Origin of the sequence: Rickettsia endosymbiont of Ixodes pacificus (assembly GCF_000965155.1) — a bacterium.
In the GTDB taxonomy this organism is placed as follows: domain Bacteria; phylum Pseudomonadota; class Alphaproteobacteria; order Rickettsiales; family Rickettsiaceae; genus Rickettsia; species Rickettsia tamurae.
Map to the genome: position 1 here is coordinate 420183 of NZ_LAOP01000001.1, position 22737 is coordinate 442919.

A 22737-nucleotide genomic window follows, 5' to 3' on the forward strand; every position below is an offset into this window, starting at 1 on the left:
TTATTATTCTAAGAAAAGCAGAATAAAACGAAATTGAAAAATAGTCAAGTAAAATACTCTACATACTTAATTACTATGGATCGATTTTACTTATGTCATCCCGCGACTTGATCGCGGGATCCAATAATAAATACTAAAATTATTTAGTATTTTAAATTGTTTTTCTAGATACCGTGGTCAAGCCACGGTATGACACCGAATGCTTAAACGAGTTACCGTCCAAATAAGCGTTCGATATCCTTAAGCTTCAACTCAATATACGTAGGTCTACCGTGATTACATTGACCTGAAAACGGCGTATTTTCCATTTGACGCAGTAAAGCATTCATCTCGTCCGCTGATAATTTTCGTCCTGCTCTAATAGAGTAATGACAGGCATAAGTTTCCGTCACATGCTCTATTAACTCCGTCAAAGCTATATTCTCACCAAAATCCGATAAATGATCAGCGAGATCCTGAATTAACTTTTGTACGTTTACGTCTCCAAGGATATTTGGAATTTCAGTTACTATAATAGATTTTTCGCCGAATTTTTCTAGAGTTAAACCGAGTTTATATAGTTTTTCTCTATGTTCATATAAACAATCTGCTTTTTTTTCATTTGGCAGTTCTACTATCTCAGGGATAAGCAAACGCTGTTTGATTAACTCTTCCGTTTTAAGGTAATCTTTTATTTTTTCATACCCTAAACGTTCATGTGCTGCATGCTGGTCGGTAATCACTATACTATCTTCGGTTTGTGAAATAATATAAGTCGTATGAAGTTGTGTTTTAGCTGCCCCAAGTTTATATTGTTTACGGGTTTGCTGTTCATGTTCTATACGGTTTTCTACTTCTTGTTCTATTTTAGCATGTGGTAATGTATCGATTAATTTTTGACAAACATGATTTTGAGGAACTTTATTAAGTGTAGAATGAGTAGTAGGTCTATAATCTGCCGATTTACTATTAACATTTATAGCTTTGCTTATCTGTGGTTGTTTGTTGACTAAAGGATTTTTAAATAGTTCAAGAGCATCAGTTGCAATAGTAGTAGAAGTAACATGGCTTTTATTTGTTAAAGCATTTTTAATTGCTTCTATTAATAAATTTCGCACATAATTCGGGTCATGAAATCTTACCTCTACTTTTGCCGGATGTACGTTAACGTCAACAAGTTGCGGATCAACTTGTAAGAATATAGCACATAGCGGATAACGATCACGAGCTAAATAATCTTGATATGCTACCCTTAAAGCTACCTGTAATAATTTATCTTTTACCGGTCTATTATTAATAAATAAAAACTGATCTTCACTTGAAGCTCTATTATACGTCGGGATACTAGTATAGCCGCAAATAGAGAAATCAGGTGTTTTGAAATCTATATAAGCGGCATTTTTTATAAAATCATCGCCTATAACATCAATTATACGCTGTTTTAGGTTAGTTTCTGCATCTTTATTTTGTCCCTTTAGTTTTAATAAATTCTTGCCGTCATGTGTTAAACTAAAAGAAATTTCAGGATGTGCTAGAGTGATTTTCTTAACCACATCTACAGTTGCTGCAAGCTCTGTTTTATCAGCTCTAAGAAATTTTAAACGTGCAGGTGTTGCGAAAAATAAATCACGTATCTCTATTTTAGTACCTTCATTATGAACAGAAATAGTAACTTGTTTTTCATTGCCACCGATTAATTTAATCTGAAATGCTTTGTCAGCCCCTTGTTTCTTGGAAGTAATTAGCATTTTGCTAATGGCAGCAATAGACGGCAGTGCTTCGCCCCTAAAACCGAAAGTATGAATATTTAGAAAATCACTTTCATCAAGCTTAGAAGTTGTATGACGTTCAACGGCAATTTCTAACTCCTTATCAGTCATACCGATACCGTCATCGGAAATAATGATTAGATTTTTACCGGCACGTTCTAAGATAATATCTATTTTAGTACTACCTGCATCAACAGCATTTTCAACTAATTCCTTTACTACCGATGCGGGTCTTTCTATAACCTCACCGGCAGCAATTCGGTTGATAGTACTTTCCGAAAGAAACTTGATAGTCATTTTGTTACTAATTTAAATTTCTTACTACAATATGGGCAGATAACTTCCTTTTTTTCTTTATCTATCTCTAAATAAACTTTTGGATGGTCATATGGAGATTCTTTGCCCTGGCAAGATACAGATGCATCAACGCTATTAACAATTTCCATAGATTTATACATTATTTCTTTAAGTGAAATCTAATATAAGTTACTTTTAAATAAAAGACAAATATTACTTGATTAACTTATGGAATCCATCTCTGTCATCCCGTGGTCAAGCCACGGGATGACACCGAATGCGTTTTTCGATCTATACAACAACACTGGTATATTTATAAGGAGGTAAAAATGAAAGACAAAGTAGCAGTTATTACCGGTTCTACTAGCGGTATCGGGCTTAAGATAGCAAAACATTTTGCAAAACTTGAGTCTAAAATAGTTATTAACGGTTTTGCAAAAGAAGATGAAATAGCCAAAATTTCAGCAGAATTGAAAGAACTTGGTGCAAGTAGCGTATTTTATCAAGGAATAAATTTGGCAGAACCTGATGAAATTCGTTCTATGTTTGAGAGAATAATAAAAGAATTCGGTAAAATAGACATATTAGTAAATAATGCAGGTATTCAGCATGTTGCTCCTATCGATGAACTTCCTGAAGATAAATGGGAGCAAATTTTGCGTATAGATTTAATAGCCTCTTTCTATACTATAAAATATGCAATACCGATTATGAAAAAAACGGCTTCGGGCGAATTGTTAACATCGCTTCCGCTCATGCATATGTCGCATCACCTTTTAAGTCGGCATATGTAGCAGCAAAGCACAGTATCCTTGGGCTTACCAAAACCATTGCTTTAGAAATAGCTGAGAATAATATTACAGTTAATGCTATCTGTCCCGGTTACGTCAACACACCATTAGTAAGGAATCAAATAGCAGATACTGCTAAAGCTAGACATATCAGTGAAGAATCAGCGTTAAGGGATGTAATCCTTAAATCTCAAGCTACGAAAAAATTTGTAGAAGCTGATGAAATAGCAAACTTAGTAATATTCTTATGTGACGAAAAAGCATCATCAATAACAGGTAGTGGACTCTTGATAGATGGCGGCTGGACGGCACAGTAGTTTTTAATTCTTAATATTTGTTAGTTATTGAGAAATAACTAACAATAAAAACTTCTTGCAAAAATTTAATTTACTCCTTTACACTTGAAATAAACCAAAATTTATTCAAGGAGGAATTTATGCCAGAAAAAAAACATTTACATTTTCAAACTGAAGAAACTGAATTAAATAGAGTAAAAAATGCCAAATTAATTCATTTTAAAGATGAACTGGGCAGACCCATAGATGGGCAATTAGTTATAGGAGAAGTTGAGGTAAAGCGTAATTTGGGTAAGTTTAAAAAAGCTCTAGCCTATCTTGGAATTATTAAAAATACCAAAAAAGTTATTAAAGAAGAAAAATATACGGAAAAAGTAGTAAGCAAAGAAGAGAAAATTATAGGCACCTATGAATTAGGCAATTTTACTAATGATAAGAATTCCATAGAGAACTTTTTAAACAACTTAGATTTCCATGAAGAAAAACTTTACGCATATGATCTTAGTGGTACAAAAGTTGGAGAAGTAGGTGATTTTGGAAAAGTAGTATTAGATGAGAATATTAAGCTTGATGAAACTATTCTTCAAAAAAATGGAAAATTCTTAGATTTAGAAGGTAAAGCTTTACAAAATCAAAATCAGTTTATACAAAACAAGTAGTGGAGTTTATCATTTAAACACTTCTACAGACATAAAATATTTTGATGAAGATATTAAGACTTCAAAAGGTGTTACGAATCTTAACACAAAGCCCGTAAAAAGTGCTCTTAAAGGTAGCAGAGACGCTGCAAAAATAGGAGAAGAACAGAAATTTGCAGGAATTAAAAAGCCAAAAGGTGCTAAACTTACAAAAGTAGGAATTCCGGTAGTTCCCACTAGATAGATAACTAGGTTATAAGTACTTGACCATTATAACGTGTATATTATAATAGTTATGACCAAATTAATATGTATAGCTAGACCATAGTAAATAGGTACAGTTAAATAAACTTTAGTACGTGTTCTACAGCCATACTGATATCTTTGAATTGCCCCGTAACTTTTCTTATTTCGTTCTTAATCTTAAACCAATAATGTTCTATAGGATTTAAGTCTGGGCTATATGTAGGTAAGAATAAAATTCTGCACCCAACCGACTCGATTAATTCTCTTATTATATTATTCTTATGGAAGTTGATATTATCCATAATTACTGTTTGTCCAGGATGTAATTCTTTAGTTAATATAGTCTCTACATAGGTTGTAAATATTTCTTTATTACAATTTCCTTCAAATATTACTGGCGCTATAATTTGATTATTACGAAGCCCCGCTATCATACTGATCCTGGATTTATGTTGATACACTTTGTTTCCATAACATCTAGTACCTTTTATACTCCATCCATATTCTCTACAAGCATTATCTTCTATTCCTGACTCATCAATGAATACTAGAGTTTCTTTAGAAATTTGCTGTATCTTTTCTATAAATTCATTCCTTAAACCAATATCCCTTCTGGGATGAAGATGACTTTTTTTTATAAGTGTACCCTAGTAGTTTTCTATAGTAATTTATTCTAGTTCTTTGTAATCTATTACCTAGTATAATACTTAATTCTTTAGCTGTTTTATCATGATTATTGATAATTAATTCTTCAAATTCTTTGAGATTTATTTTTGCATTATAACCCTTTGCTGGACCATAAGGTTTTGCTTTTATATCTCCTGTTTCCCATTTAAGAGTTTTCCATCTATATATAGTGTTACGACCTATATTGAATATTTTACATGCTTTAACAATTGAGAGCCCATCATCTAGAGCTTTGAATAGTTTCATTCTTAAATCGTAACTGTAACTGCTTGCCATAATTTATTTATTATCATTTATAACATATATATTAGCATAGTATGTACCTATTTACTATGGTCTAGCTATACGTTATAATAGTCATAATAAATATATGAAAAGGATTTATGAATTAGTAATAAAAAATCACTTGCAAGAAAATAGGCAAATGATTTTTATAGAAGGAGCCCGTCAAGTCGGTAAAACTACTTTAGCTAAAAAAGTAATAGATAAAAACTACTACTTAAAATTGGGATGAAGAAAAAGCACGTTTGCTAATTTTAAAAGGAACAACAGCAATAGCAGATTTTATAGGTCTACATATTCCGGATCAAAATAATCCTATTGTGATTTTTGATGAGTTACATAAATTCTCAAACTGGCAAACTTTTTTAAAAGGATTTTATGATGTTGGAGAACAAGCTCACATTATAGTTACCGGCAGCTCAAAGCTTGGAGTATATAAAAAAGGTGGTGATAGTATGATGGGAAGATATTTCCCATATCGTATGCACCCTTTGACACTAGCTGAAGTAATAGAAAATTTTAGTAGTCTAACCAAAGAAATAAATCTACCAAAAAAAATATCTGAAGAACAATTTGAATCCTTATTTAAATTTGGTGGTTTTCCTGATCCTTATCTTAAGAATTCTTCCACATTTTGGCATAGATGGAAAAAAACTAAAAATACTCAGCTTTTTAAAGAAGATATTAGAGAGTTAACACAAATCCAATCTCAAATGGAAGTCTTAGGAAGCTTTTTGACTTCCTCTATAGGAAGACAAGCATCTTATAGCTCTATTGCAAATAAAATTAAAGTATCAATTCCAACCATTACAAGATGGCTTGAGTCATTTGAGTCGTTTTTTTATAGTTATCGTATTTATCCATGGTCAAATAATATTCCTAGAAGTTTAATAAAAGAGCCGAAAATATATCTATGGGACTGGTCGCTCATAGAAGATATGGGAGCAAGATATGAAAATTTTATTGCAAATCATTTATTAAAATTCTGTCATTTTTGGAGTGATTTAGGATTTGGTGAATATGAATTATATTTTATTAGAGATAAATAAAAGAAAGAAGTAGATTTTTTAGTAACAAAAAATAACAAACCATGGATGTTAGTTGAAGCTAAAACTTCTTCAAATCAAGAATTAAACTCAAATTTAAAATATTTTCAAGAACTTTTAAATTGCCCTTTTGCCTTTCAAGTAGTATTTAATATGGAATATAAAGAGATTGATTGCTTCAGTTATAATTATCCTGTAATTGTTCCTGCTAAGACTTTCTTATCTCAATTAGTTTAAAGATCACTCATATAAATCATATTTAACACTTTATAAATGATGTAACTTGTCTATAATAACTAATTAGTAATTAAGTTATTTAAAGCTCGATGAATAGGTCTAAGTTCATTTTTTTATCTGCTATTTCAGGTAATGTACTCGAATATTATGATTTTACGGTATATTCAGTTTTTTCGCTGATTATTGGACAAGTTTTTTTTCCAGGCGAATCAGAATTCATTAGAATTCTTCTAAGCCTTGGAGTATTTGCGGTTGGCTTTTTGACAAGACCGATAGGGGGCATATTATTTGGTTATATCGGTGATAGATACGGTAGACGTATCGCTTTAATAATCTCGATGCTAGGTATGACTATTCCGACCTTTGTTATGGGTCTCATACCCTCATATGCAAGTATTGGGATTTATGCCCCTATAACTCTAGTTATAATGCGGCTTATTCAAGGTTTATGTATTAGCGGTGAAGGAACGGGAGCGGCTATTTTTATCCTTGAACATCGTCAAAATTTAAGACCGGGTTTTACAGCAGGTTTAGTACATGGTTCAAATATTGCCGGTACGTTAATCGCAACATTTATCGGTATTATAATCGAACGTTATTTCTCTCATATAGATTTTGCTTGGCGTTTTGCTTTTCTGCTTGGCGGATTTATGGGTCTTGCCGGATTTTACTTGCGGTTGCGTGTATCGGAAACACCGATTTTTAAAATGCTTGAGAAAAAGAAACAAGTTCTTAAAGCACCTTTTTTCAATGTAATTAGAACTGCTTGGAGATCGATGTTTTTAACTATGTGTATAGGTACTATCGCTAGCAGCGTTATGTATTTAGTAAAAACATATATAAATGTTTTCTATTATAATGTAATGCATCTTAGTAATACTATTGCTTTATCATATTTAGCGTACAGTTCGTTTATTGCGATGATAGCGATGCCGCTTGCCGGCGGTACTGCCGATATTATCGGAAAATTTAAAATGGCAATGCTTGTTGGTGTTGCTATCTTGATATTGATTTTACCGACCATGTTACTTATGTCAGCAGAAGAGATGTGGCAACAAATTATAGCTCTTACAATGCTTGGTATGCTCGCAGGAAGTATAGCAGGTACGGCTTATATATTCGTTATATCCTTGTTTACGGCAGAACAAAGATTTACCGGTGTGGCTTTCAGCTACAATTTTGCAATAGCGATATTCGGTGGAACTTCACCTATTATTTCTCGTTGGCTTGTAGAGCATACAGGCTTATTTTATGCTCCGGCTTTTTATATCATGATCATTGCTGCTGTATTTTTAGTGATTATGTATATGATGAGAAAAGTAATTAAACGAATTATTAATTAAATATGAATATGGAAAATATAGTAAACTCAGCTCCATTTTGTGACAGGCGTGAGGAGCGAAGCCTATATACTAATAGGCGAGCCGACGAACAACGAAGCACAAAGTGGGGATCAGTTTACTATAGAGAAATAACAAGTAGTTGGTTTACTGATTTACGTGATTTATTGTGCAAAGAATTTGAAAAAATCGAAGAAGAATATGCACAGACAAAAGGTTTAAAACCGGCTAAGTTTGTACGCACAAGCTGGCAACGTAACGGCGGCGGTGGCGGTGTTATGTCTCTTATGAAAGGAGAAGTATTTGAAAAAGTCGGGGTTAATATATCTACCGTATTCGGTGAATTTTCTCCCGAATTCCGTAGCGAAATTCCAGGAGCAGAGCTAGACGGGAAATTCTTTGCAACAGGTATTTCATTAGTCGCACATCTTAAATCGCCGTTAATTCCTGCTATGCATTTCAATACTCGTTATATAGAAACTTCTAAAAGTTGGTTTGGCGGCGGTGGCGATTTAACACCTTTTTATCCGGAAGAAAACGAAACTGCAAAGTTTCATGCAGCTTTTAAAGAAGCGTGCGATAAGTATGATTCTAGCTATTATCCTAAATTCAAAAAGCAATGTGACGAATATTTTTATCTAAAGCATCGAAAAGAGCCGAGAGGAGTAGGCGGAATATTCTATGATTACTTAAATAGCGGTAATTTTGAACAGGATTTTGCCTTTACACAGGATGTAGGTAAGGCTTTGTTGTCGGTATATCCCGAAATCGTTAGAAGTAAGTTATTTTTACCTTGGACAACTGAGCAGAAAGAATACCAACTTATAAGGCGAGGTAGATATGTAGAATTTAATTTGCTATATGACCGCGGTACTAAATTCGGCTTAATGACCGATGGAAATGTCGAAGCAATATTAATGTCATTGCCACCTGAAGTAAAGTTTAATTGTAAACCTTCAGATTTGATCTGACATATTAAGATTGAAATTAGACGAGTTTGTGGGTATGTAGATAACTAAGGAGTTATCTATCATATCCACGAACTAAATATAAAACTCAATTAATAGGAACAATATGTCAAATTATGATCAAAAAATAATCAAACCTAAATTAGGATTATTAGAACTTGCAAAACAACTAGGTAGTGTTAGTACTGCGTGTAAAGTAATGGGCTATTCAAGAGATAGCTTTTACCGTTTCAAGGAACTATATGAGATGGGCGGAGAAGCGGCTCTTGTGGATATGAGTCGTAAGAAACCTATAGTAAAGAATCGTGTATCAGAACATATAGAACAAGCAGTAATAAATCTTGCTATAGAGAATCCTGCTCTTGGTCAGCTTCGTGCGAGCCAAGCACTAATAAAGCAAGGTATTATAGTGTCATCCAGTGGTGTACGTTCTATCTGGCTACGCAACGATCTTGAAACTCTAAAGAAACGACTCAAAGCTTTAGAAGCTAAATCTGCACAGGACGGTATCTTACTGACAGAAGAGCAGATATCTGCTTTAAAAAAAGCAAAACAAATTAAAGAGGCTCATGGAGAAATTGATACTCAGCATCCCGGTTATCTTGGTGCACAAGACACCTATTATGTCGGTAATATGAAAGGAGTAGGTAGAATATACCAACAAACCTTTATTGACACTTATTCTAGAGTGGCTATTTGCAAACTCTATACTGATAAATCTGCAATAACATCCGCTGATATTTTAAATGATAAGGTAATACCTTTCTTTAATAATCATGATGTACCACTACTGAGAATCCTTACAGATAGAGGAACGGAATATTGTGGTAAGGTAGAACATCATGCTTTTGAGTTATATTTGGCTATAGAAAATATTGATCATACTAAAACTAAGGCACGTTCTCCTCAAACTAATGGAATATGCGAAAGATTACATAGAACTTTAAAAGATGAATTTTATGATATAGCTTTCCGTAAAAAGATTTATAGCTCATTAGAGGATTTACAGATTGACTTAGATCAATATTTAAACAAATATAACAATACTAGACCGCATTCTGGAAAGTTCTGTTATGGAAAAACTCCTATGCAAACTTTCAAGGATAGCATTAAAATTGCTCAAGATAAGTCTATTAATTCTTACTTATCTGACAGCACTTTTGCTGCTTAATCAATCTCTACCTGTCAGATCAAGTGTACGGGCTGTTGAAAAAGTTATAAAAAGAAGTAGAAAAGAGTTAATCTAAGGAATAAGCTGTATTTTTATGCTTAAATGAAGGTGTAAAGATGCAGGGTTATAAGCTTGATCAAAGTGTGAGATGTAATAGCCTTAGCTTAAGGCACATGATACCTAATGATCATTTATTAGTGAGGATTCATGAAGCTAAAGAATTAGAGTTTTCTTTTATCTATGAAATAACTAAGAATCGTTATTGTGCTAATTACGGACGTCCATCAATTGATCCTGTATTATTTTTTAGGATGCAAATAATAAGTTACTTATATGGTATAAAGTCAAATAGACGATTATGTAAAGAAATTCAGTTAAATATAGCATATAGGTGGTTTTGTGGTTTAAGTTTAGAGGATAAAGTACCGGATCATTCATCATTAAGTAGGATAAGAGATAGATTTGGGGTAGAACTATTTCAAGAAATATTTATAAGCTTGATTAAGCAATGGTATGAACTAGATATTATAAAAGGAGAAACAATTATTTCAGATGCCTCTTTAGTTGAATCTAATGCCTCTATGAATAGCCTAATATTAAGAAAAGATCAAGGTGATTCACAAAAGAGAGAATTAAAAAAATATGAACGTCGTTATCATGATTTCCGAGAAGGGAAAAAAGTAAGGAAAATATCTAATCAAACTCATGTCAGTAGGACAGATCCTGATTGTAGTCTTGTATCAAGAACTAATGGTTATAAAAAGCTATGTTATAAGACCCACTACTCAATTGATTCAGATTCACGTATTATAATAGATTGTTATGTAAGTACAGGATCACAACATGAGTGTATTGTACTTCCAAGTAGAGTTTGGAATATATTAAATAATTTTTCTTTTAGAGTAAAAGAATGGATAGCAGACAAAGGTTATGGTAGAGGTCCAACCTATGGATATTTTAAATTACTTGGAATTACAACTTATATACCTTTACATGTAGATAATCTTGGTGAAGGAAAAATAAGTAGGGGGGAATTTCAATATGATAGAGAACAGGATAGATATAAGTGTCCACAGGGACATTATCTTTATCCGTATGATAAATTAGATAAAAAACAAATAAAACGTTATCGTATTACAGGAGGGCATTGTAAAAATTGCTCTCTAAAATCAGGTTGTATTTCTGATAATTATAGTAATAGAGGACGATTTATTTATCGTAATCCTTATCAGGATGAAATAGATGAGGTAAAGGTCAGACAGAATAGAATTGATTTTAAGAAAAAACTAATTGAGAGAAAGTGGAAAATAGAAGGTCTATTTGGTGAAGCTAAGGAGAATCATGGTTTACGAGGAGCAAAATTTAGAAGTGTACAGAAAACACAGATTCAAATACTGATGATTGCGATAGTACAAAATTTTAAACGGATACTTAAAATTATTTTTTGGTTTTTTTATCTACTGCTATTAAAGATAAAAAAATATTAAAGTATTTGCAACCTTGTTGATTTTTTCAACAGCCCGTGTAGAGTTTTACATATAAAGGCATCGACATAATCTTTAACAAGTCGTGCGTAGTGCAGGATGAAATTATTATAACCGTCCGCTTTATGAAAAAATTGCTTACTGCATTTGCAGAATCTGTTACATGTCCACGCCACGGTTTATCTGATAAATCCATGAAAAACATTGGATAAAACATAATTTTTAAATTACGTCTTTTTAACTCGGTTAAGTAACGCACTAAACTAGCATCATTAATCGTGCCGCCGTAATGAGGGTTGTCACGCTCATCTTTAGAGATAATTTTAGCATTCTCTCTATTATAACTAACGACTTGCCAAGTGCATGAATATGAGGTTAGAGGGTCGTTAAACTCTATAGCCGGTTTTATGCTGCAATAGCCTATATCTTAAACTATCGCCGAACCAAGAAACTACAGGTGCTATCCATTTAATATTAGGGCAGGTGTTTTGTAGCTGATTAAGACTAAATACGCTATCTGCAATATTATAATGATTATGGGAGTTAATAGCCTCATGGCAACACCGCCGTAAGAACTTTCTTGAGTTTTATATTGAACTTCCGTATCGTAAACAAATTCCCCTGATTCCGGGATCATGTTAATGCTACTGATTAAATTTTCAACTTTTGCATAATTACTCGGTAAATAAATATTTGGTTTTCTTGTTACCTCAAATGAGAAATTTGGAATAATATTGCCGAAATCTTCTAAAGGTAATTCTTCAAATACTATATAGCTAAGTGACCTAAAAGCAGGAGTTTTACCGCTACCTAAGTTGGTTTCAATTAAAGGATCAGGTAATTGCGTTTCTGATCCTTTATATAATCTAAAATTATACTTACCTAAATTTATAACTTCATCACCCGCCCATACTCTATTAATTTCAGTAATTTCTCCCTCACAAATACTAACTGCAAAAGAAAAGAAATAGCTATATTCAGTGAAATTAGTAACGGATTTTAAGTTATGAAAATAATGGAAATATTCTTTATGACGGGTACTATTTGCGACTTCTTTTATTGTGTCTGCCCAAATTATTTTTCCGTTAACTCTTGCAGTACCGAAAATTAGAGGTATAGTTTCGCCATAATTTGTCGTTACATACTTAAAGCTTTCTTTGAAATTTTTAATATTATCATATTCTATCGGTTCATGATTTAATTGATCTAAATACTCCCCGAGCATTTTACCAGCAAATCTTCCCACGCTTGAAAATATGCCGTCGCCAAATGCATTTCCAACAGTACCACCAAGCGAACTAAAAAAACTTTCAAACATAAACATATTTACCATATTATAGTTTAATATGGATTGATATTAGCAGTATGATGTGGTAACACTAATATATAACAATTGTCATACCGTGGCTTGACCACGGTATGACACGCTACCTTTAAAAAACGGAACCATAAATGTTTAAAAAATATATATTTATTCTAATATTATTTATTACGTCTATAGCTTGTGCAGAGATTATCGAAGTAGATAACTTAGATAAAATAAAACAAGATTTTAAAGAAAATTATAATAAAAATTATGTACCTCAGGATTTATTAGTAGTAACGGTTTTAGATGAATTTTTGTTTAAGTCTTTAGTGCCTATTGGTGAACAAATTGATAAAGATATTTATCTTACACTAACTCCTCTTTTGCGTAATATTAATAAAAATCCAAAAGCTATTTATATAAATCAATTGATTTTAACTAATGATAGTTATAAGAAAGAATTACAAGAATCTGATTTTCCAAATTTTGTAAATGAAATGAGTAATAGCAAAATCCCTATAATAGCAGTAAATGATGGCTTTACCGGTAATTTTAATAATATTCCTAAATTTGAAATATGGTTTGCCGATTATTTAAAGAAAAATTTCGATATTGATTTTTCAAATAGTTTTCCAAACAATAATTATATTATTTTTAATAATTTAGACAGTTTTGCTAATACTTATCCGGTATTTTATAAGGGTATATTGACGAGTAATAATATATCGGAAGCGGAAATGATGATCAATTTCCTTGTTCAAATGAATTTTATACCGAAATGCTTTATAATGATTAGTAGTAGCGTAGAATTGCTAAGCTCAATGGAATTTCAACTTAATAGTTATAGTTCTAATATATTATTTATTGGTTATCATTATAATAATAAAAATACCCCGGAAAATAAAGATGCTGCATATTATAATAAAACCATTGGTGATTTAATACCTCAAATAAATAAGCTAAAAAGAAATAATCCACCTTTAAAGAATAATAATGCGAAAGGTAAAAATCCTTATGACACGAATAAATAAAGTTTTATTGAGTTTACTTTGCTTAGTTATTTCGTATGTGGGCTACGGTCAAATTATTCCTACTTACTCCGTAGATTCAGTAACAATGAAAAATTTATTACCGAAGATAGATGCAGATACGCTGGTACTTATAAATATAGATAATACTATTATAACACCGAAATCCAAATTATTTCGATATCAGGATAATTCTTATATAAATTTTACTAAATATTTATATAGTCTTGCAGCGGATAACGCATCAGTTAATAAAACTATTGCAAAATTGATAGTGCAGCGTCAAATGATGCTTGTTGAATCTAAGTGGGTAGATTTAATTAATAAGATGAAACAGCAAGGTGCAACAGTTTTAGGTCTTCAAGAAATAACGGCTCCATGTAATTTAATTGAAAATTATGAAGGATGGTTATATACCTTACTTTACGGACTCAATATTAATTTTACTAATAAGGTTAATGATAAAGATGTATTTAGATTTAATCCAAGCGATGCTGGAGCCCCTATTTTTTATTTAGGTATAATATTTACCGGTAATATAAATAGAGTAAAAACTCTTATAGAGTTCTTAAAAATTATACCAAAACAACCTAAAAAAATAGTAATTTTTGCAAATAATAAAAAAGATTTAGAAAATATGGACTCTTATTTAAGTATGGTTGATATAGGGTATTATGGAATTGAATATTTGGGATGGCAAATGTTACCGGGGTCACCTGATCATCAAATCGCTGAGTTGCAGCAATCTACGTTTTTAAATACCGGTCAGTGGTTAGAAGATGATACAGCTGCAAAGATGTTAAATAAATAATTATGAATGACAATTTAATTAATGCTTTAAAAGATTTAATTATTAATACCGGTAAGGTTGCATTAGATATAAAAAAGGCAGGAATATTGACTGATACTAAATCAGATGGGTCAGTAGTCACTAATGCCGATAAGGAAATTAGTAAAATAATTTATCAAACTCTACAAACCTTAACTTCTCAAATAGCTATAGTATGTGAAGAGCAGCCGCTACCTATATTAAGCAGTGATACTTTTTGGTTAATTGATCCTATGGGGACACGGAGCTATGTAAACGGTAAAAGTACATATACGGTAAATATAGGGGCTTATTGAAAACGGTTTTCCAACCATCGGCTTGATATACAGCAAAGCTATATTATACCGATGTAAACGGTCGGTTAAAAATCGAACAGAATTCTAAAGAAATATTTGTTAATCATGAATTTAAACATGAAGAGCTTAACGCGGTAATAGGTTTTTATAATTCAAATAAAGCTACTAAAGAATTTTTAAGTAAATATTCATTCGGTCAAATAAATGCAATAGGCAGTTCAATTAAACTATGCTTAATTGCTGAAGGAGCAGCTGATATATATCCAAAATTTGGTCAAACTATGGAATGGGACATAGCGGCAGGTCATGCTTTAATTAAAGCCGGCGGCGGTAATATTTTAGATACGCATGGACAAGAAATTACTTACGGCAAAGAAAATTTCGCTAATCCTAATTTTTTCGCCTGTAGCCTGTAGTAAATATTGATTGGAAAGGGAGGCAAAAATGTCATCCCGCGACTTGATCGCGGGATCTAGTTAAAAATACTAAAATTATTAGTGTTCTTAGTTGTTTTTCTGGATACCGTGGTCAAGCCACGGGATGACATCGAACGCGTTTTCGATCCACGCAGACACTGCCAAACTCGCATCAAACCAACTTCTTTAACTCATAAATTAACTCAAGTGCTTCTTTAGGGGATAGTTTATCAGGATCTATAGTTCTAAATTTTTCATCTAATTTGTTGCTTATAGTAGTTTTATTAGGCTCAAGATTGAACAAACTCAAATTATTTGATTCCGTCGATAAGATATTTTTTCCTTTACCTGTAGAAGTTTTTTCAAATTTAAGCAGAATCTGCTCAGCTCTGTTTATAACACTCGCAGGAAGACCGGCAAGAGCCGCAACATGAAGACCGTAAGACCTATCGGCAGCACCTGATATAATATTATGTAAAAATAGAATATCTTTACCTGACTCCTCAATAGCAATAGTATAATTTTGCAAAGCCGGCAGGAAATTACTCATAACGGTTAGCTCATGATAGTGCGTTGCAAATAAACAGCGACATTTTAGCTTATCATGGATATATTCAAGCACCGACCATGCTATAGATACCCCGTCATAAGTGGATGTCCCTCTACCTACCTCATCAAGTATGATTAGTGAGTTTTTTGTAGATTGGGCAAGAATCGCTGAGGTTTCAAGCATCTCTGCCATAAAGGTCGATTGTCCCTTAATTAAGTCATCGGCAGCACCTATTCGGCTAAATATTTTGTCGACTACTCCTATTTTAGCACTTTTAGCCGGCACAAACGAACCTATTTGAGCAATGATTGCAATAATGGCGTTTTGACGTAAAAAAGTACTTTTACCTGCCATATTAGGACCGGTAATTAACCAAATACGCTCAAGCTCCGATAAATGACAATCATTATATACAAAGCTTTTGCTTTCTTGCTGTAGTGCTTTCTCTACTACAGGATGCCGTCCTTTAACGATGTCAAAGCTTAAATCATCGGTAAATTCAGCCTTAACATAATCATATTCATCAGCGATGTAAGCAAAATTACAAAATACGTCAAGTCCGCTTAAAGAGCTTGCAAGTATTCGTAAATAGGAAGCTTTTTCAATTACTTGGCTACAAATATCCGCATATAATTCTTTTTCTAAACTTATTACTAAGGTTTTGGCATTGACTAAGTCGCTTTCAAGCTTTTGTAATTCGGCAGTAGTGTAGCGGACATTATTAACTGTGGTTTGACGGTGAATAAATTTGGAATCAGTGATTTTATTGACATTTTTAGCAGTTATATCGATAAAAAGCCCTATAACATTATTATGGGATATTTTTAAACTGTCTATTCTCGTTTCTTTGCGATATTGCTCTTTTAGCTTTTCAATATGTAATTTTCCGTTATTAATTAAATCATGTAATTGTGCTACTTTCGGATGATATTCATGTTTTATTATACCCCCTTCATTTAAATTATTCGGTGCATTTTCCCGTATTGTTTCATCTATTAAATTATATAACTCTTCATTACCTGACAGTGGCTTAATAATTTTTTCAATAAAATCAGGTAAATTAAAACCGTAAGCATCAAAAAATACTCCTTTAATAATCGTTGCAGTTTCCAAGGTATATTTAATACTAAGTAAATCACGACCCGAACTTCTGTTCATCGTAATACGGGTTAAGCAGCGTTCTATATCACTAGTTTTTTTTAGAAGTTCTCTAGTTCTTTTTACTATTTCTAAGTTGGAATAAAAGAACTCGGTAATATTTAAACGATGATTTATTTTAGCAATGTCGGTTAAAGGACTTGAAAGAAAATTATATAGTAAACGTCCGCCTTGTTTAGTAACCGTATGATTAAGGGTGCTTAGTAAACTTCCTTTCGAGCCGCCTTGTGAGTTTGTTACAATTTCAAGATTGCGTCTAGTTGCAAAATCAATAGTCATATAGCTATGAAAATTGATAATTCTAGGGATTGGCAAATGAGGAATATTTTGTTTTTGCGTTAACGATAAATATTCTAAAATGCTACCTATGGCACAAATTTGACTGCTAGATATTTCTCCAACTCCTTTAATATCTTTCATTTTATAAAAATCTAAAATAATTTTTCCACATTTATTAACTGCAAAAAAACTATCAACTTGATAGGTAATACGAAAATTTAATTGTTTAAAAATACTATCCGCAAGATTAGAAGATCTTAGATTTTCGCTAAGTAAAATTTCACGAGGTTTTAAACGGGCAAGTTCATTAAGAATTTCGGCTTCCGGTACATTAACTACAAAAATTTCGGAAGTAGAAAGATCAACATAACAAAGGCTAGCCGTTTCTTTATTTTTTGGTATTACGAGACTTGCTAAATAATTAGGTTCTGCTGAAGCAATTAGATTTTCTTCAATTATAGTTCCTGGAGTTATAATACGTGTGACGTCTCTAGTAACTACCGCTTTATAACCGCCTCTATTCTTTGCTTCTTCAGGTGTTTCTAGTTGATCACAAATAGCAACCTTATAATTTTCTTCAATTAACTTAGTTAAATAATTCTCAAGAGCATGATAAGGTACTCCGCACATCGCAATTTCTTCTTCGCCGTTTTTGCCTCGCTTTGTTAAAGCAATGCCAAGTACATTGCTTGCTAGAATTGCATCTTCATAGAACATCTCATAAAAATCACCCATTCTAAATAATAATAAACAATCTAAATGAGCAAATTTAATGTCTAGATATTGCTGCATCATTTTCGTTGCAACATCGTAATTATATTTTTGTTTAAACTCTTGAAGATTCATATTAAGCAAAGTTATATATTAGTTTATCAGATATAGGCTTTATTGCGTAGACCAGTTTCCTAATTGTCATACCGTGGCTTGACCACGGGATCCAGTTAAAAATACTAAAATTATTAGTGTTCTTAGTTGTTTTTATGGACCCCGTGGTCAAACCACGGTATGACACCGAGTGCTTTTTTATATCCATGCAACAATGCCCGCTCGCAATGACGACGTCTATCTATATAAAACTACTTTATCTTTGATAGGCGGGTGCTATGTCTGCCGCCTTCAAATTTGGTAGTTAAAAACTTATCTATAATATCAAATACTATTTTGTGATCTACGGTTTTTGCTCCGAGTATCAAAATATTAGCGTCATTATGAGCTTTAGCATTTTCGGCAGTTAATATATCATTGCACAAAGCGGCTCTTATCTCCGAGCTACGATTAGCAGCTATAGACATACCAATCCCCGTATCACTAATTAAAATACCGATAGGTGCTAATTTTTCAATAATAATATCTACTACTTTCTTAGCATAATCAGGATAATCAACGGTTTGTGTATTATTCGTTCCGCAGTCATAAATCTTTAGAGATTTCTGCTCTAAATAATTGATAATTTCAGACTTAAGCTCATAACTTGAATGATCACTAGCTATGACAATATTATAAGTTTTCATAGTTAATTTTTTGATGGAAAATAATGATAAAAATTATATACTATGTAAGATTTGTTTTCTAATGTAAATAATAGTTTTGTTAAATATATGAAATATCCTGTTGCACTTAGTATCGTTATATGTTTTTGTTTAGTTTCTTGTGTTGATCAGCCACCGGCTCCAATTGAGTATAAAGTAGGAGATGTTACTGCAAATAATAATTCTACCGAACTAGAACACGACGAGGGGTTGATAGTTCAAAGAACTATGGAAGACGATCCCGTATCAGAAAAAGTTAGTGGTAGACTCGAAGAACCAAAGGCAAAAATTATAGAAGATGATAATGATAATATTGAGATTCCTATATTTCGGAATGAAGACGAAGATGAAGAAGCGATAGAACAATTAAATTTTGTAAAACCGTTAAATGGGGTAATTATTACCGAGTTTAAAGCCGGTAAAAGTAAAGGGATAGATATTGCCGCTAAAGAATATAGCGAAGTTAAATCTATTGCTGCAGGAACGGTAATATATTCAGGCTTTAATAAACAATTCGGTAATTTAGTAATAGTTAAGTTAGATAAAGATGATTTGGAAGTAGCATATGCGAGTTTAGACGATTTGTTACTTAAAAAAGGTGATAAAATTGCTAAAAATAGTGTTATCGGACATGTAGAACATAAGTTATATTTTGCGATGCGTAAAAACAAAATAGCGGTTGATCCAAGCAAATATATAGAATTTTAAATGGAAGATTTTATTACTCTTACCAAATACGGCGAACCTCAAAATGTTATAGTAAGGAGGAGTAGCAAAGCTAAAAATATAGCCATCCGAATTACGTCTAAAGGTGCAGAGCTTGTATTACCTCTTAAGGTAAAAGTCGAAAAAGGTCATAATTTTTTATTAAGTAAAGAATATTGGGTTAGGCAAAAATTACGTCGTAATGTAACTGAGATACCAAAGGATGAAGATAAGATTTCTATTTTGGGTAAATCTTATGAAATAATACATATTGATTCGTCTAAAAATCAGATAAAACTAAATGATTCTACGTTAGAAGTGTATTGCAGTAAGGTACTAAAAAAACTTAGTATAGAAGTATTCCTTAAAAAGAAATTATTAGCAGAAATAAAAATAATAGTAGAGAATATATCCAAAAAACATAATTTGACTTATTCTAATATTAGAATAATGGAAAATGTTAGCCGTTGGGGGAGTTGTTGTAGCAAAGGGAATCTTGCTTTTAATTGGCGGGTAGTTTTTGCCCCCTTTGAAGTACTAAAATATTTAGTAGCTCATGAAATGGTACATTTAAAAGAAATGAACCATAGCAAAAATTTTTGGCAGTTAGTTGAGGATATATATCCTGAATACCAACCGGCAAAATTATGGCTAAAAAGAAACGGTAAAAATTTATATAGTTATTTGTCATGAAATGTCATGCCGTGGGCTTGTCCACGGCATCCAGAAAAACAATAAAAAATACTAATAATTTTAGTATTTTTAACTGGATCCCGTGGTCAAGCCACGGCATGACAGAGGTGAAATTGATCCACGCAACAATACCAAGCGGGAATGACATCGGAAAGGTTAATTTAAAGAAAAACATAAAGGATAAATAGAATGCACAACACCACAAAAAGAGTAACAGTTCCGGCACTTGAAGAAATCTTATATGAGCCTATAAAAGTTTTAGATCACGGCTTTATTAGAGTTATCGACTATATGGGGGATGATAGTGCTATAGTACAAGCAGCTCGTGTTTCTTACGGTAAGGGTACGAAGCAATTAAACCAAGATAAAGGGCTGATAAACTACTTGCTTCGTCATTATCATACCACTCCTTTTGAGATGTGTGACATCAAGTTCCATATTAAACTACCGATATTTATTGCAAGGCAATGGATTAGGCATAGAACAGCTAGCGTTAACGAATATTCGGCAAGGTATTCTATTTTAGGCAACGAATTTTATTTACCTGAACTGGCAAATATTGCTTCCCAATCTGCCGTAAATAAACAATGTAGGGAAGGGGATAGCTTACCGAAAGAAGTGGCTGAAAAGGTCCTTGCAATTTTAGAGGAAGATGCTAGACAGTGCTACGGGCATTATAAGGAACTGATGAATGCCGATGAAGAAGGTAATATTATAGATGAGAACGCCACAGGGATAGCAAGAGAGCTTGCTCGTATGAATTTAACTTTAAATTATTATACGGAATGGTATTGGAAGATTAATTTACATAATTTACTTCATTTCTTAAGGTTGCGTGCCGCCCCTCACGCACAATATGAAATTAGAGTTTATGCCGAAAAAATGCTTGAGATAGTTAAAGCTTGGGTACCTTTTACTTACGAAGCTTTTGAGGAATATCGTTTGCAGGGAGCGAATATTTCACGTAAAGGTTTAGATGTAATTAAAAGAATGATAAAAGGTGAAAAAGTTACCCATGAAACTAGCGGCATGACTAAAAGAGAATGGGAAGAATTAATGAAGATTTTTGGGTAGTGGATGTCATTCCTGCGAAAGCAGGAATCTAGTAACCTTTAATGTCATACTGCGACTTGATCGCAGTATCCAAAAAAATAACTTATAATAGTGTTGCAAGCTGGATCCCGCGATCAAGTCGCGGGATGACACCGTACTGACGGAATTTGATAAAAAGGAGTATTTTGAGTGAGAAATATTATATATTTTATACTATCACTATTATTTAGCTTTACCGGCTATGCACTTGAAACAATAAATATTGAGCATGGGCGAGCCGACCCTACGCCTATAGCAGTAAATAAATTTAATGCTGATAGTTCTACTGATAACGTAGTAGGTCACGATGTGGTTAAAGTTATCTCTAATGATTTAAAGCTTTCAGGATTATTCCGTCCTATTTCCTCTGCATCTTTTATAGAAGAGAAGACAGGAATAGAATATAAACCGCTTTTTGCTGCATGGCGTCAAATTAATGCTAGTCTTTTAGTAAATGGTGAAGTTAAGAAACTAGAAAGCGGTAAACTTAAAATTAGCTTTATATTATGGGATACATTGCTTGAAAAACAGCTCGCCGGTGAAATTCTTGAAGTACCTGAAACCTTATGGAGAAGAGCGGCACATAAAATTGCCGATAAAATTTATGAAAAAATTACCGGTGATGCCGGTTATTTTGATACCAAAATAGTGTATGTATCAGAAAGCAGTTCTTTACCGAAAATAAAAAGAATTGCTTTGATGGATTATGACGGGGCTAATAATAAATACCTTACCAATGGAAAGTCATTAGTCTTAACCCCAAGATTTGCTCGTTCGGCGGATAAGATTTTTTATGTTTCATATGCTACCAAAAGAAGAGCACTTGTTTATGAAAAAGATTTAAAAACAGGCAAAGAAAGTGTAGTAGGTGATTTTTCCGGTATATCTTTTGCTCCTAGATTCTCACCGGACGGTAGAAAAGCTGTAATGTCGATAGCTAAAAACGGCTCGACGCATATCTATGAAATCGACCTTGCTACTAAACGGCTTCATAAATTAACTGACGGATTTGGTATTAATACCTCTCCTAGCTATTCACCGGACGGTAAAAAAATTGTGTATAATTCCGATAGAAACGGTGTACCTCAATTATATATCATGAATTCGGACGGAAGTGACGTTCAGCGTATTAGTTTTGGTGGAGGTTCTTACACTGCTCCTAGCTGGTCGCCTAGAGGAGATTATATAGTATTTACTAAGATTACTAGAGGAGACGGAGGAAAAACTTTTAATATCGGAATTATGAAAGCATGCCCCCAAGATGATGAGAATAGCGAAAGGATAATAACAAGCGGGTATTTAGTCGAAAGCCCTTGTTGGTCGCCTAACGGACGAGTTATTATGTTTGCTAAAGGTTGGCCTTCAAGAGCTAAAGCTCCAGGAAAGAATAAAATTTTTGCAATTGATCTAACAGGTCATAATGAAAGAGAAATTATAACACCGGCAGATGCTTCTGATCCGGAATGGTCAGGTGTGCTGAACTAATGTCATTCCTGCGAAAGTAGGAATCCAGTTTTTTAAGCAAATTATATACTAAATTTTCATATAATTTTCTTTGTTTTTATCATTTTTTTACTGGATCCTGCGATCAAGTCGCGGGAATGACATAAACGAGTTGTGCAACA

24 protein-coding genes and 2 pseudogenes are annotated in these 22737 nt (G+C 32.8%); 17 read left to right on the forward strand and 9 right to left on the reverse strand.

The window, feature by feature from the left end:
* Window positions 1–212: 212 nt before the first annotated feature.
* Together mutL and REIP_RS09095 are read right to left on the reverse strand one after the other, a co-directional pair.
* Window positions 213–2045 (reverse strand): DNA mismatch repair endonuclease MutL, encoded by a 1833-nt coding sequence (mutL, locus tag REIP_RS02330; RefSeq protein ID WP_045803730.1) that lies wholly within the window; start codon window positions 2043–2045, stop codon window positions 213–215.
* On the reverse strand, window positions 2042–2206 hold the full coding sequence (locus REIP_RS09095) for a zinc-finger domain-containing protein (RefSeq protein WP_082068210.1): 165 nt from the start codon (window positions 2204–2206) through the stop codon (window positions 2042–2044). The genes mutL and REIP_RS09095 overlap by 4 nt, the downstream gene beginning before the upstream one ends.
* Window positions 2207–2374: 168 nt before the next feature.
* Between REIP_RS09095 and REIP_RS02335 the strand changes: the two are divergent.
* Window positions 2375–3153, forward strand: a pseudogene (locus tag REIP_RS02335) (3-hydroxybutyrate dehydrogenase).
* Window positions 3154–3272: 119 nt separating this feature from the next.
* A complete protein-coding gene (locus REIP_RS12200) occupies window positions 3273–3791 on the forward strand; it encodes a hypothetical protein (protein ID WP_231569176.1) in 519 nt (172 codons plus the stop codon).
* Window positions 3792–3800: 9 nt separating this feature from the next.
* On the opposite strand, the gene REIP_RS12205 is transcribed toward REIP_RS12200, so the two are convergent.
* A complete protein-coding gene (locus REIP_RS12205) occupies window positions 3801–4007 on the reverse strand; it encodes a hypothetical protein (RefSeq protein ID WP_231569177.1) in 207 nt (68 codons plus the stop codon).
* A 104-nt stretch (window positions 4008–4111) separates the two neighbouring features.
* A protein-coding gene (locus REIP_RS09100; RefSeq protein WP_156147374.1) for an IS630 family transposase occupies window positions 4112–4979 on the reverse strand; the annotation gives its coding sequence in 2 pieces (ribosomal slippage) (window positions 4112–4651 and window positions 4653–4979; 867 coding nt in all).
* 94 nt (window positions 4980–5073) lie between these two features.
* Here REIP_RS09100 and REIP_RS13135 point away from each other — a divergent pair.
* The 7 genes from REIP_RS13135 (at window position 5074) to REIP_RS02375 (ending at window position 11234) form a co-directional block, all read left to right on the forward strand.
* Entirely contained in the window at window positions 5074–5217 is a 144-nt protein-coding gene (locus tag REIP_RS13135) for an AAA family ATPase (protein ID WP_197069185.1), read from the forward strand.
* Window positions 5218–5230: 13 nt separating this feature from the next.
* Window positions 5231–6034 (forward strand): ATP-binding protein, encoded by an 804-nt coding sequence (locus REIP_RS02355; protein ID WP_052691079.1) that lies wholly within the window; start codon window positions 5231–5233, stop codon window positions 6032–6034.
* 45 nt (window positions 6035–6079) lie between these two features.
* Window positions 6080–6268: a hypothetical protein gene (locus tag REIP_RS11525; RefSeq protein WP_052691080.1), complete on the forward strand. Its 189-nt coding sequence runs from the start codon at window positions 6080–6082 to the stop codon at window positions 6266–6268.
* A gap of 89 nt (window positions 6269–6357) precedes the next feature.
* Window positions 6358–7611 carry an MFS transporter gene (locus REIP_RS02360; protein ID WP_045803731.1) on the forward strand — a complete coding sequence of 418 codons (1254 nt, stop codon included), beginning with the start codon at window positions 6358–6360 and terminating at the stop codon, window positions 7609–7611.
* A gap of 2 nt (window positions 7612–7613) precedes the next feature.
* A complete protein-coding gene (hemF, locus tag REIP_RS02365) occupies window positions 7614–8579 on the forward strand; it encodes an oxygen-dependent coproporphyrinogen oxidase (protein ID WP_231569178.1) in 966 nt (321 codons plus the stop codon).
* A 103-nt stretch (window positions 8580–8682) separates the two neighbouring features.
* Window positions 8683–9747 carry an IS481 family transposase gene (locus REIP_RS02370; protein ID WP_045803566.1) on the forward strand — a complete coding sequence of 355 codons (1065 nt, stop codon included), beginning with the start codon at window positions 8683–8685 and terminating at the stop codon, window positions 9745–9747.
* Window positions 9748–9920: 173 nt separating this feature from the next.
* Window positions 9921–11234: a transposase gene (locus REIP_RS02375; RefSeq protein WP_172686766.1), complete on the forward strand. Its 1314-nt coding sequence runs from the start codon at window positions 9921–9923 to the stop codon at window positions 11232–11234.
* 457 nt (window positions 11235–11691) lie between these two features.
* Here the strand turns inward: REIP_RS02375 and REIP_RS12210 are convergent, their stop codons facing one another.
* On the reverse strand, window positions 11692–12549 hold the full coding sequence (locus tag REIP_RS12210) for a hypothetical protein (RefSeq protein ID WP_231569179.1): 858 nt from the start codon (window positions 12547–12549) through the stop codon (window positions 11692–11694).
* A 134-nt stretch (window positions 12550–12683) separates the two neighbouring features.
* Here REIP_RS12210 and REIP_RS02390 point away from each other — a divergent pair, with 134 nt between their 5' ends.
* The 3 genes and pseudogenes from REIP_RS02390 to REIP_RS02400 all read left to right on the forward strand — a co-directional run bounded on the left by REIP_RS02390 (window position 12684) and on the right by REIP_RS02400 (window position 15116).
* Complete coding sequence (locus tag REIP_RS02390) at window positions 12684–13568, forward strand: DUF2608 domain-containing protein (RefSeq protein WP_045803732.1); 885 nt, start codon at window positions 12684–12686, stop codon at window positions 13566–13568.
* Entirely contained in the window at window positions 13531–14376 is an 846-nt protein-coding gene (locus tag REIP_RS02395; RefSeq protein ID WP_045803733.1) for a DUF2608 domain-containing protein, read from the forward strand. The genes REIP_RS02390 and REIP_RS02395 overlap by 38 nt, the downstream gene beginning before the upstream one ends.
* Before the next feature lie 2 nt (window positions 14377–14378).
* Window positions 14379–15116: pseudogene (locus REIP_RS02400) on the forward strand (3'(2'),5'-bisphosphate nucleotidase CysQ).
* 46 nt (window positions 15117–15162) lie between these two features.
* Here the strand turns inward: REIP_RS02400 and REIP_RS13570 are convergent.
* Genes REIP_RS13570 through rpiB form a run of 4 tightly spaced genes read right to left on the reverse strand, consistent with a single transcriptional unit; the run spans window position 15163 to window position 18604 of the window.
* A complete protein-coding gene (locus REIP_RS13570) occupies window positions 15163–15279 on the reverse strand; it encodes a palindromic element RPE4 domain-containing protein (protein ID WP_410525687.1) in 117 nt (38 codons plus the stop codon).
* Window positions 15279–17939 (reverse strand): DNA mismatch repair protein MutS, encoded by a 2661-nt coding sequence (gene mutS, locus REIP_RS02405; protein WP_045803734.1) that lies wholly within the window; start codon window positions 17937–17939, stop codon window positions 15279–15281. The genes REIP_RS13570 and mutS overlap by 1 nt, the downstream gene beginning before the upstream one ends.
* A 1-nt stretch (window position 17940) precedes the next feature.
* On the reverse strand, window positions 17941–18126 hold the full coding sequence (locus REIP_RS12215; RefSeq protein WP_231569351.1) for a hypothetical protein: 186 nt from the start codon (window positions 18124–18126) through the stop codon (window positions 17941–17943).
* Between the two features lie 43 nt (window positions 18127–18169).
* Complete coding sequence (gene rpiB, locus REIP_RS02410; protein ID WP_023507749.1) at window positions 18170–18604, reverse strand: ribose 5-phosphate isomerase B; 435 nt, start codon at window positions 18602–18604, stop codon at window positions 18170–18172.
* 51 nt (window positions 18605–18655) lie between these two features.
* Between rpiB and REIP_RS02415 the strand changes: the two genes are divergently transcribed.
* The 5 genes from REIP_RS02415 to tolB all read left to right on the forward strand — a co-directional run bounded on the left by REIP_RS02415 (window position 18656) and on the right by tolB (window position 22597).
* On the forward strand, window positions 18656–19330 hold the full coding sequence (locus REIP_RS02415; RefSeq protein ID WP_037231368.1) for a murein hydrolase activator EnvC family protein: 675 nt from the start codon (window positions 18656–18658) through the stop codon (window positions 19328–19330).
* Window positions 19331–20020, forward strand: coding sequence for a M48 family metallopeptidase (locus tag REIP_RS02420; protein WP_045803735.1), 690 nt, complete (start codon window positions 19331–19333; stop codon window positions 20018–20020).
* Window positions 20021–20037: 17 nt separating this feature from the next.
* Entirely contained in the window at window positions 20038–20208 is a 171-nt protein-coding gene (locus tag REIP_RS10740) for a hypothetical protein (protein WP_156147399.1), read from the forward strand.
* Window position 20209: 1 nt separating this feature from the next.
* The gene (gene thyX, locus REIP_RS02430; RefSeq protein WP_045803737.1) at window positions 20210–21094 is read left to right on the forward strand and encodes an FAD-dependent thymidylate synthase; all 885 of its coding nucleotides are present in this window, start codon (window positions 20210–20212) and stop codon (window positions 21092–21094) included.
* 168 nt (window positions 21095–21262) lie between these two features.
* Window positions 21263–22597: a Tol-Pal system beta propeller repeat protein TolB gene (gene tolB / locus REIP_RS02435; RefSeq protein WP_045803738.1), complete on the forward strand. Its 1335-nt coding sequence runs from the start codon at window positions 21263–21265 to the stop codon at window positions 22595–22597.
* Window positions 22598–22737 lie beyond the last annotated feature (140 nt).

Bases quoted from the DNA above. Each gene is read 5' to 3' on its own strand.
- mutS (WP_045803734.1), bottom strand. From the start codon at position 17,939: ATGAATCTTCAAGAGTTTAAACAAAAATATAATTACGATGTTGCAACG.
- REIP_RS02370 (WP_045803566.1), top strand. From the start codon at position 8,683: ATGTCAAATTATGATCAAAAAATAATCAAACCTAAATTAGGATTATTA.
- REIP_RS02420 (WP_045803735.1), top strand. From the start codon at position 19,331: ATGGAAGATTTTATTACTCTTACCAAATACGGCGAACCTCAAAATGTT.
- hemF (WP_231569178.1), top strand. From the start codon at position 7,614: ATGAATATGGAAAATATAGTAAACTCAGCTCCATTTTGTGACAGGCGT.
- REIP_RS12200 (WP_231569176.1), top strand. From the start codon at position 3,273: ATGCCAGAAAAAAAACATTTACATTTTCAAACTGAAGAAACTGAATTA.
- REIP_RS12210 (WP_231569179.1), bottom strand. From the start codon at position 12,549: ATGTTTGAAAGTTTTTTTAGTTCGCTTGGTGGTACTGTTGGAAATGCA.
- REIP_RS02375 (WP_172686766.1), top strand. From the start codon at position 9,921: ATGATACCTAATGATCATTTATTAGTGAGGATTCATGAAGCTAAAGAA.
- REIP_RS02360 (WP_045803731.1), top strand. From the start codon at position 6,358: ATGAATAGGTCTAAGTTCATTTTTTTATCTGCTATTTCAGGTAATGTA.
- REIP_RS13570 (WP_410525687.1), bottom strand. From the start codon at position 15,279: ATGCGAGTTTGGCAGTGTCTGCGTGGATCGAAAACGCGTTCGATGTCA.
- REIP_RS12215 (WP_231569351.1), bottom strand. From the start codon at position 18,126: ATGGATATAAAAAAGCACTCGGTGTCATACCGTGGTTTGACCACGGGG.
- mutL (WP_045803730.1), bottom strand. From the start codon at position 2,045: ATGACTATCAAGTTTCTTTCGGAAAGTACTATCAACCGAATTGCTGCC.
- REIP_RS13135 (WP_197069185.1), top strand. From the start codon at position 5,074: ATGAAAAGGATTTATGAATTAGTAATAAAAAATCACTTGCAAGAAAAT.
- REIP_RS02390 (WP_045803732.1), top strand. From the start codon at position 12,684: ATGTTTAAAAAATATATATTTATTCTAATATTATTTATTACGTCTATA.
- REIP_RS11525 (WP_052691080.1), top strand. From the start codon at position 6,080: ATGTTAGTTGAAGCTAAAACTTCTTCAAATCAAGAATTAAACTCAAAT.
- REIP_RS02395 (WP_045803733.1), top strand. From the start codon at position 13,531: ATGCGAAAGGTAAAAATCCTTATGACACGAATAAATAAAGTTTTATTG.
- REIP_RS09095 (WP_082068210.1), bottom strand. From the start codon at position 2,206: ATGTATAAATCTATGGAAATTGTTAATAGCGTTGATGCATCTGTATCT.
- rpiB (WP_023507749.1), bottom strand. From the start codon at position 18,604: ATGAAAACTTATAATATTGTCATAGCTAGTGATCATTCAAGTTATGAG.
- thyX (WP_045803737.1), top strand. From the start codon at position 20,210: ATGCACAACACCACAAAAAGAGTAACAGTTCCGGCACTTGAAGAAATC.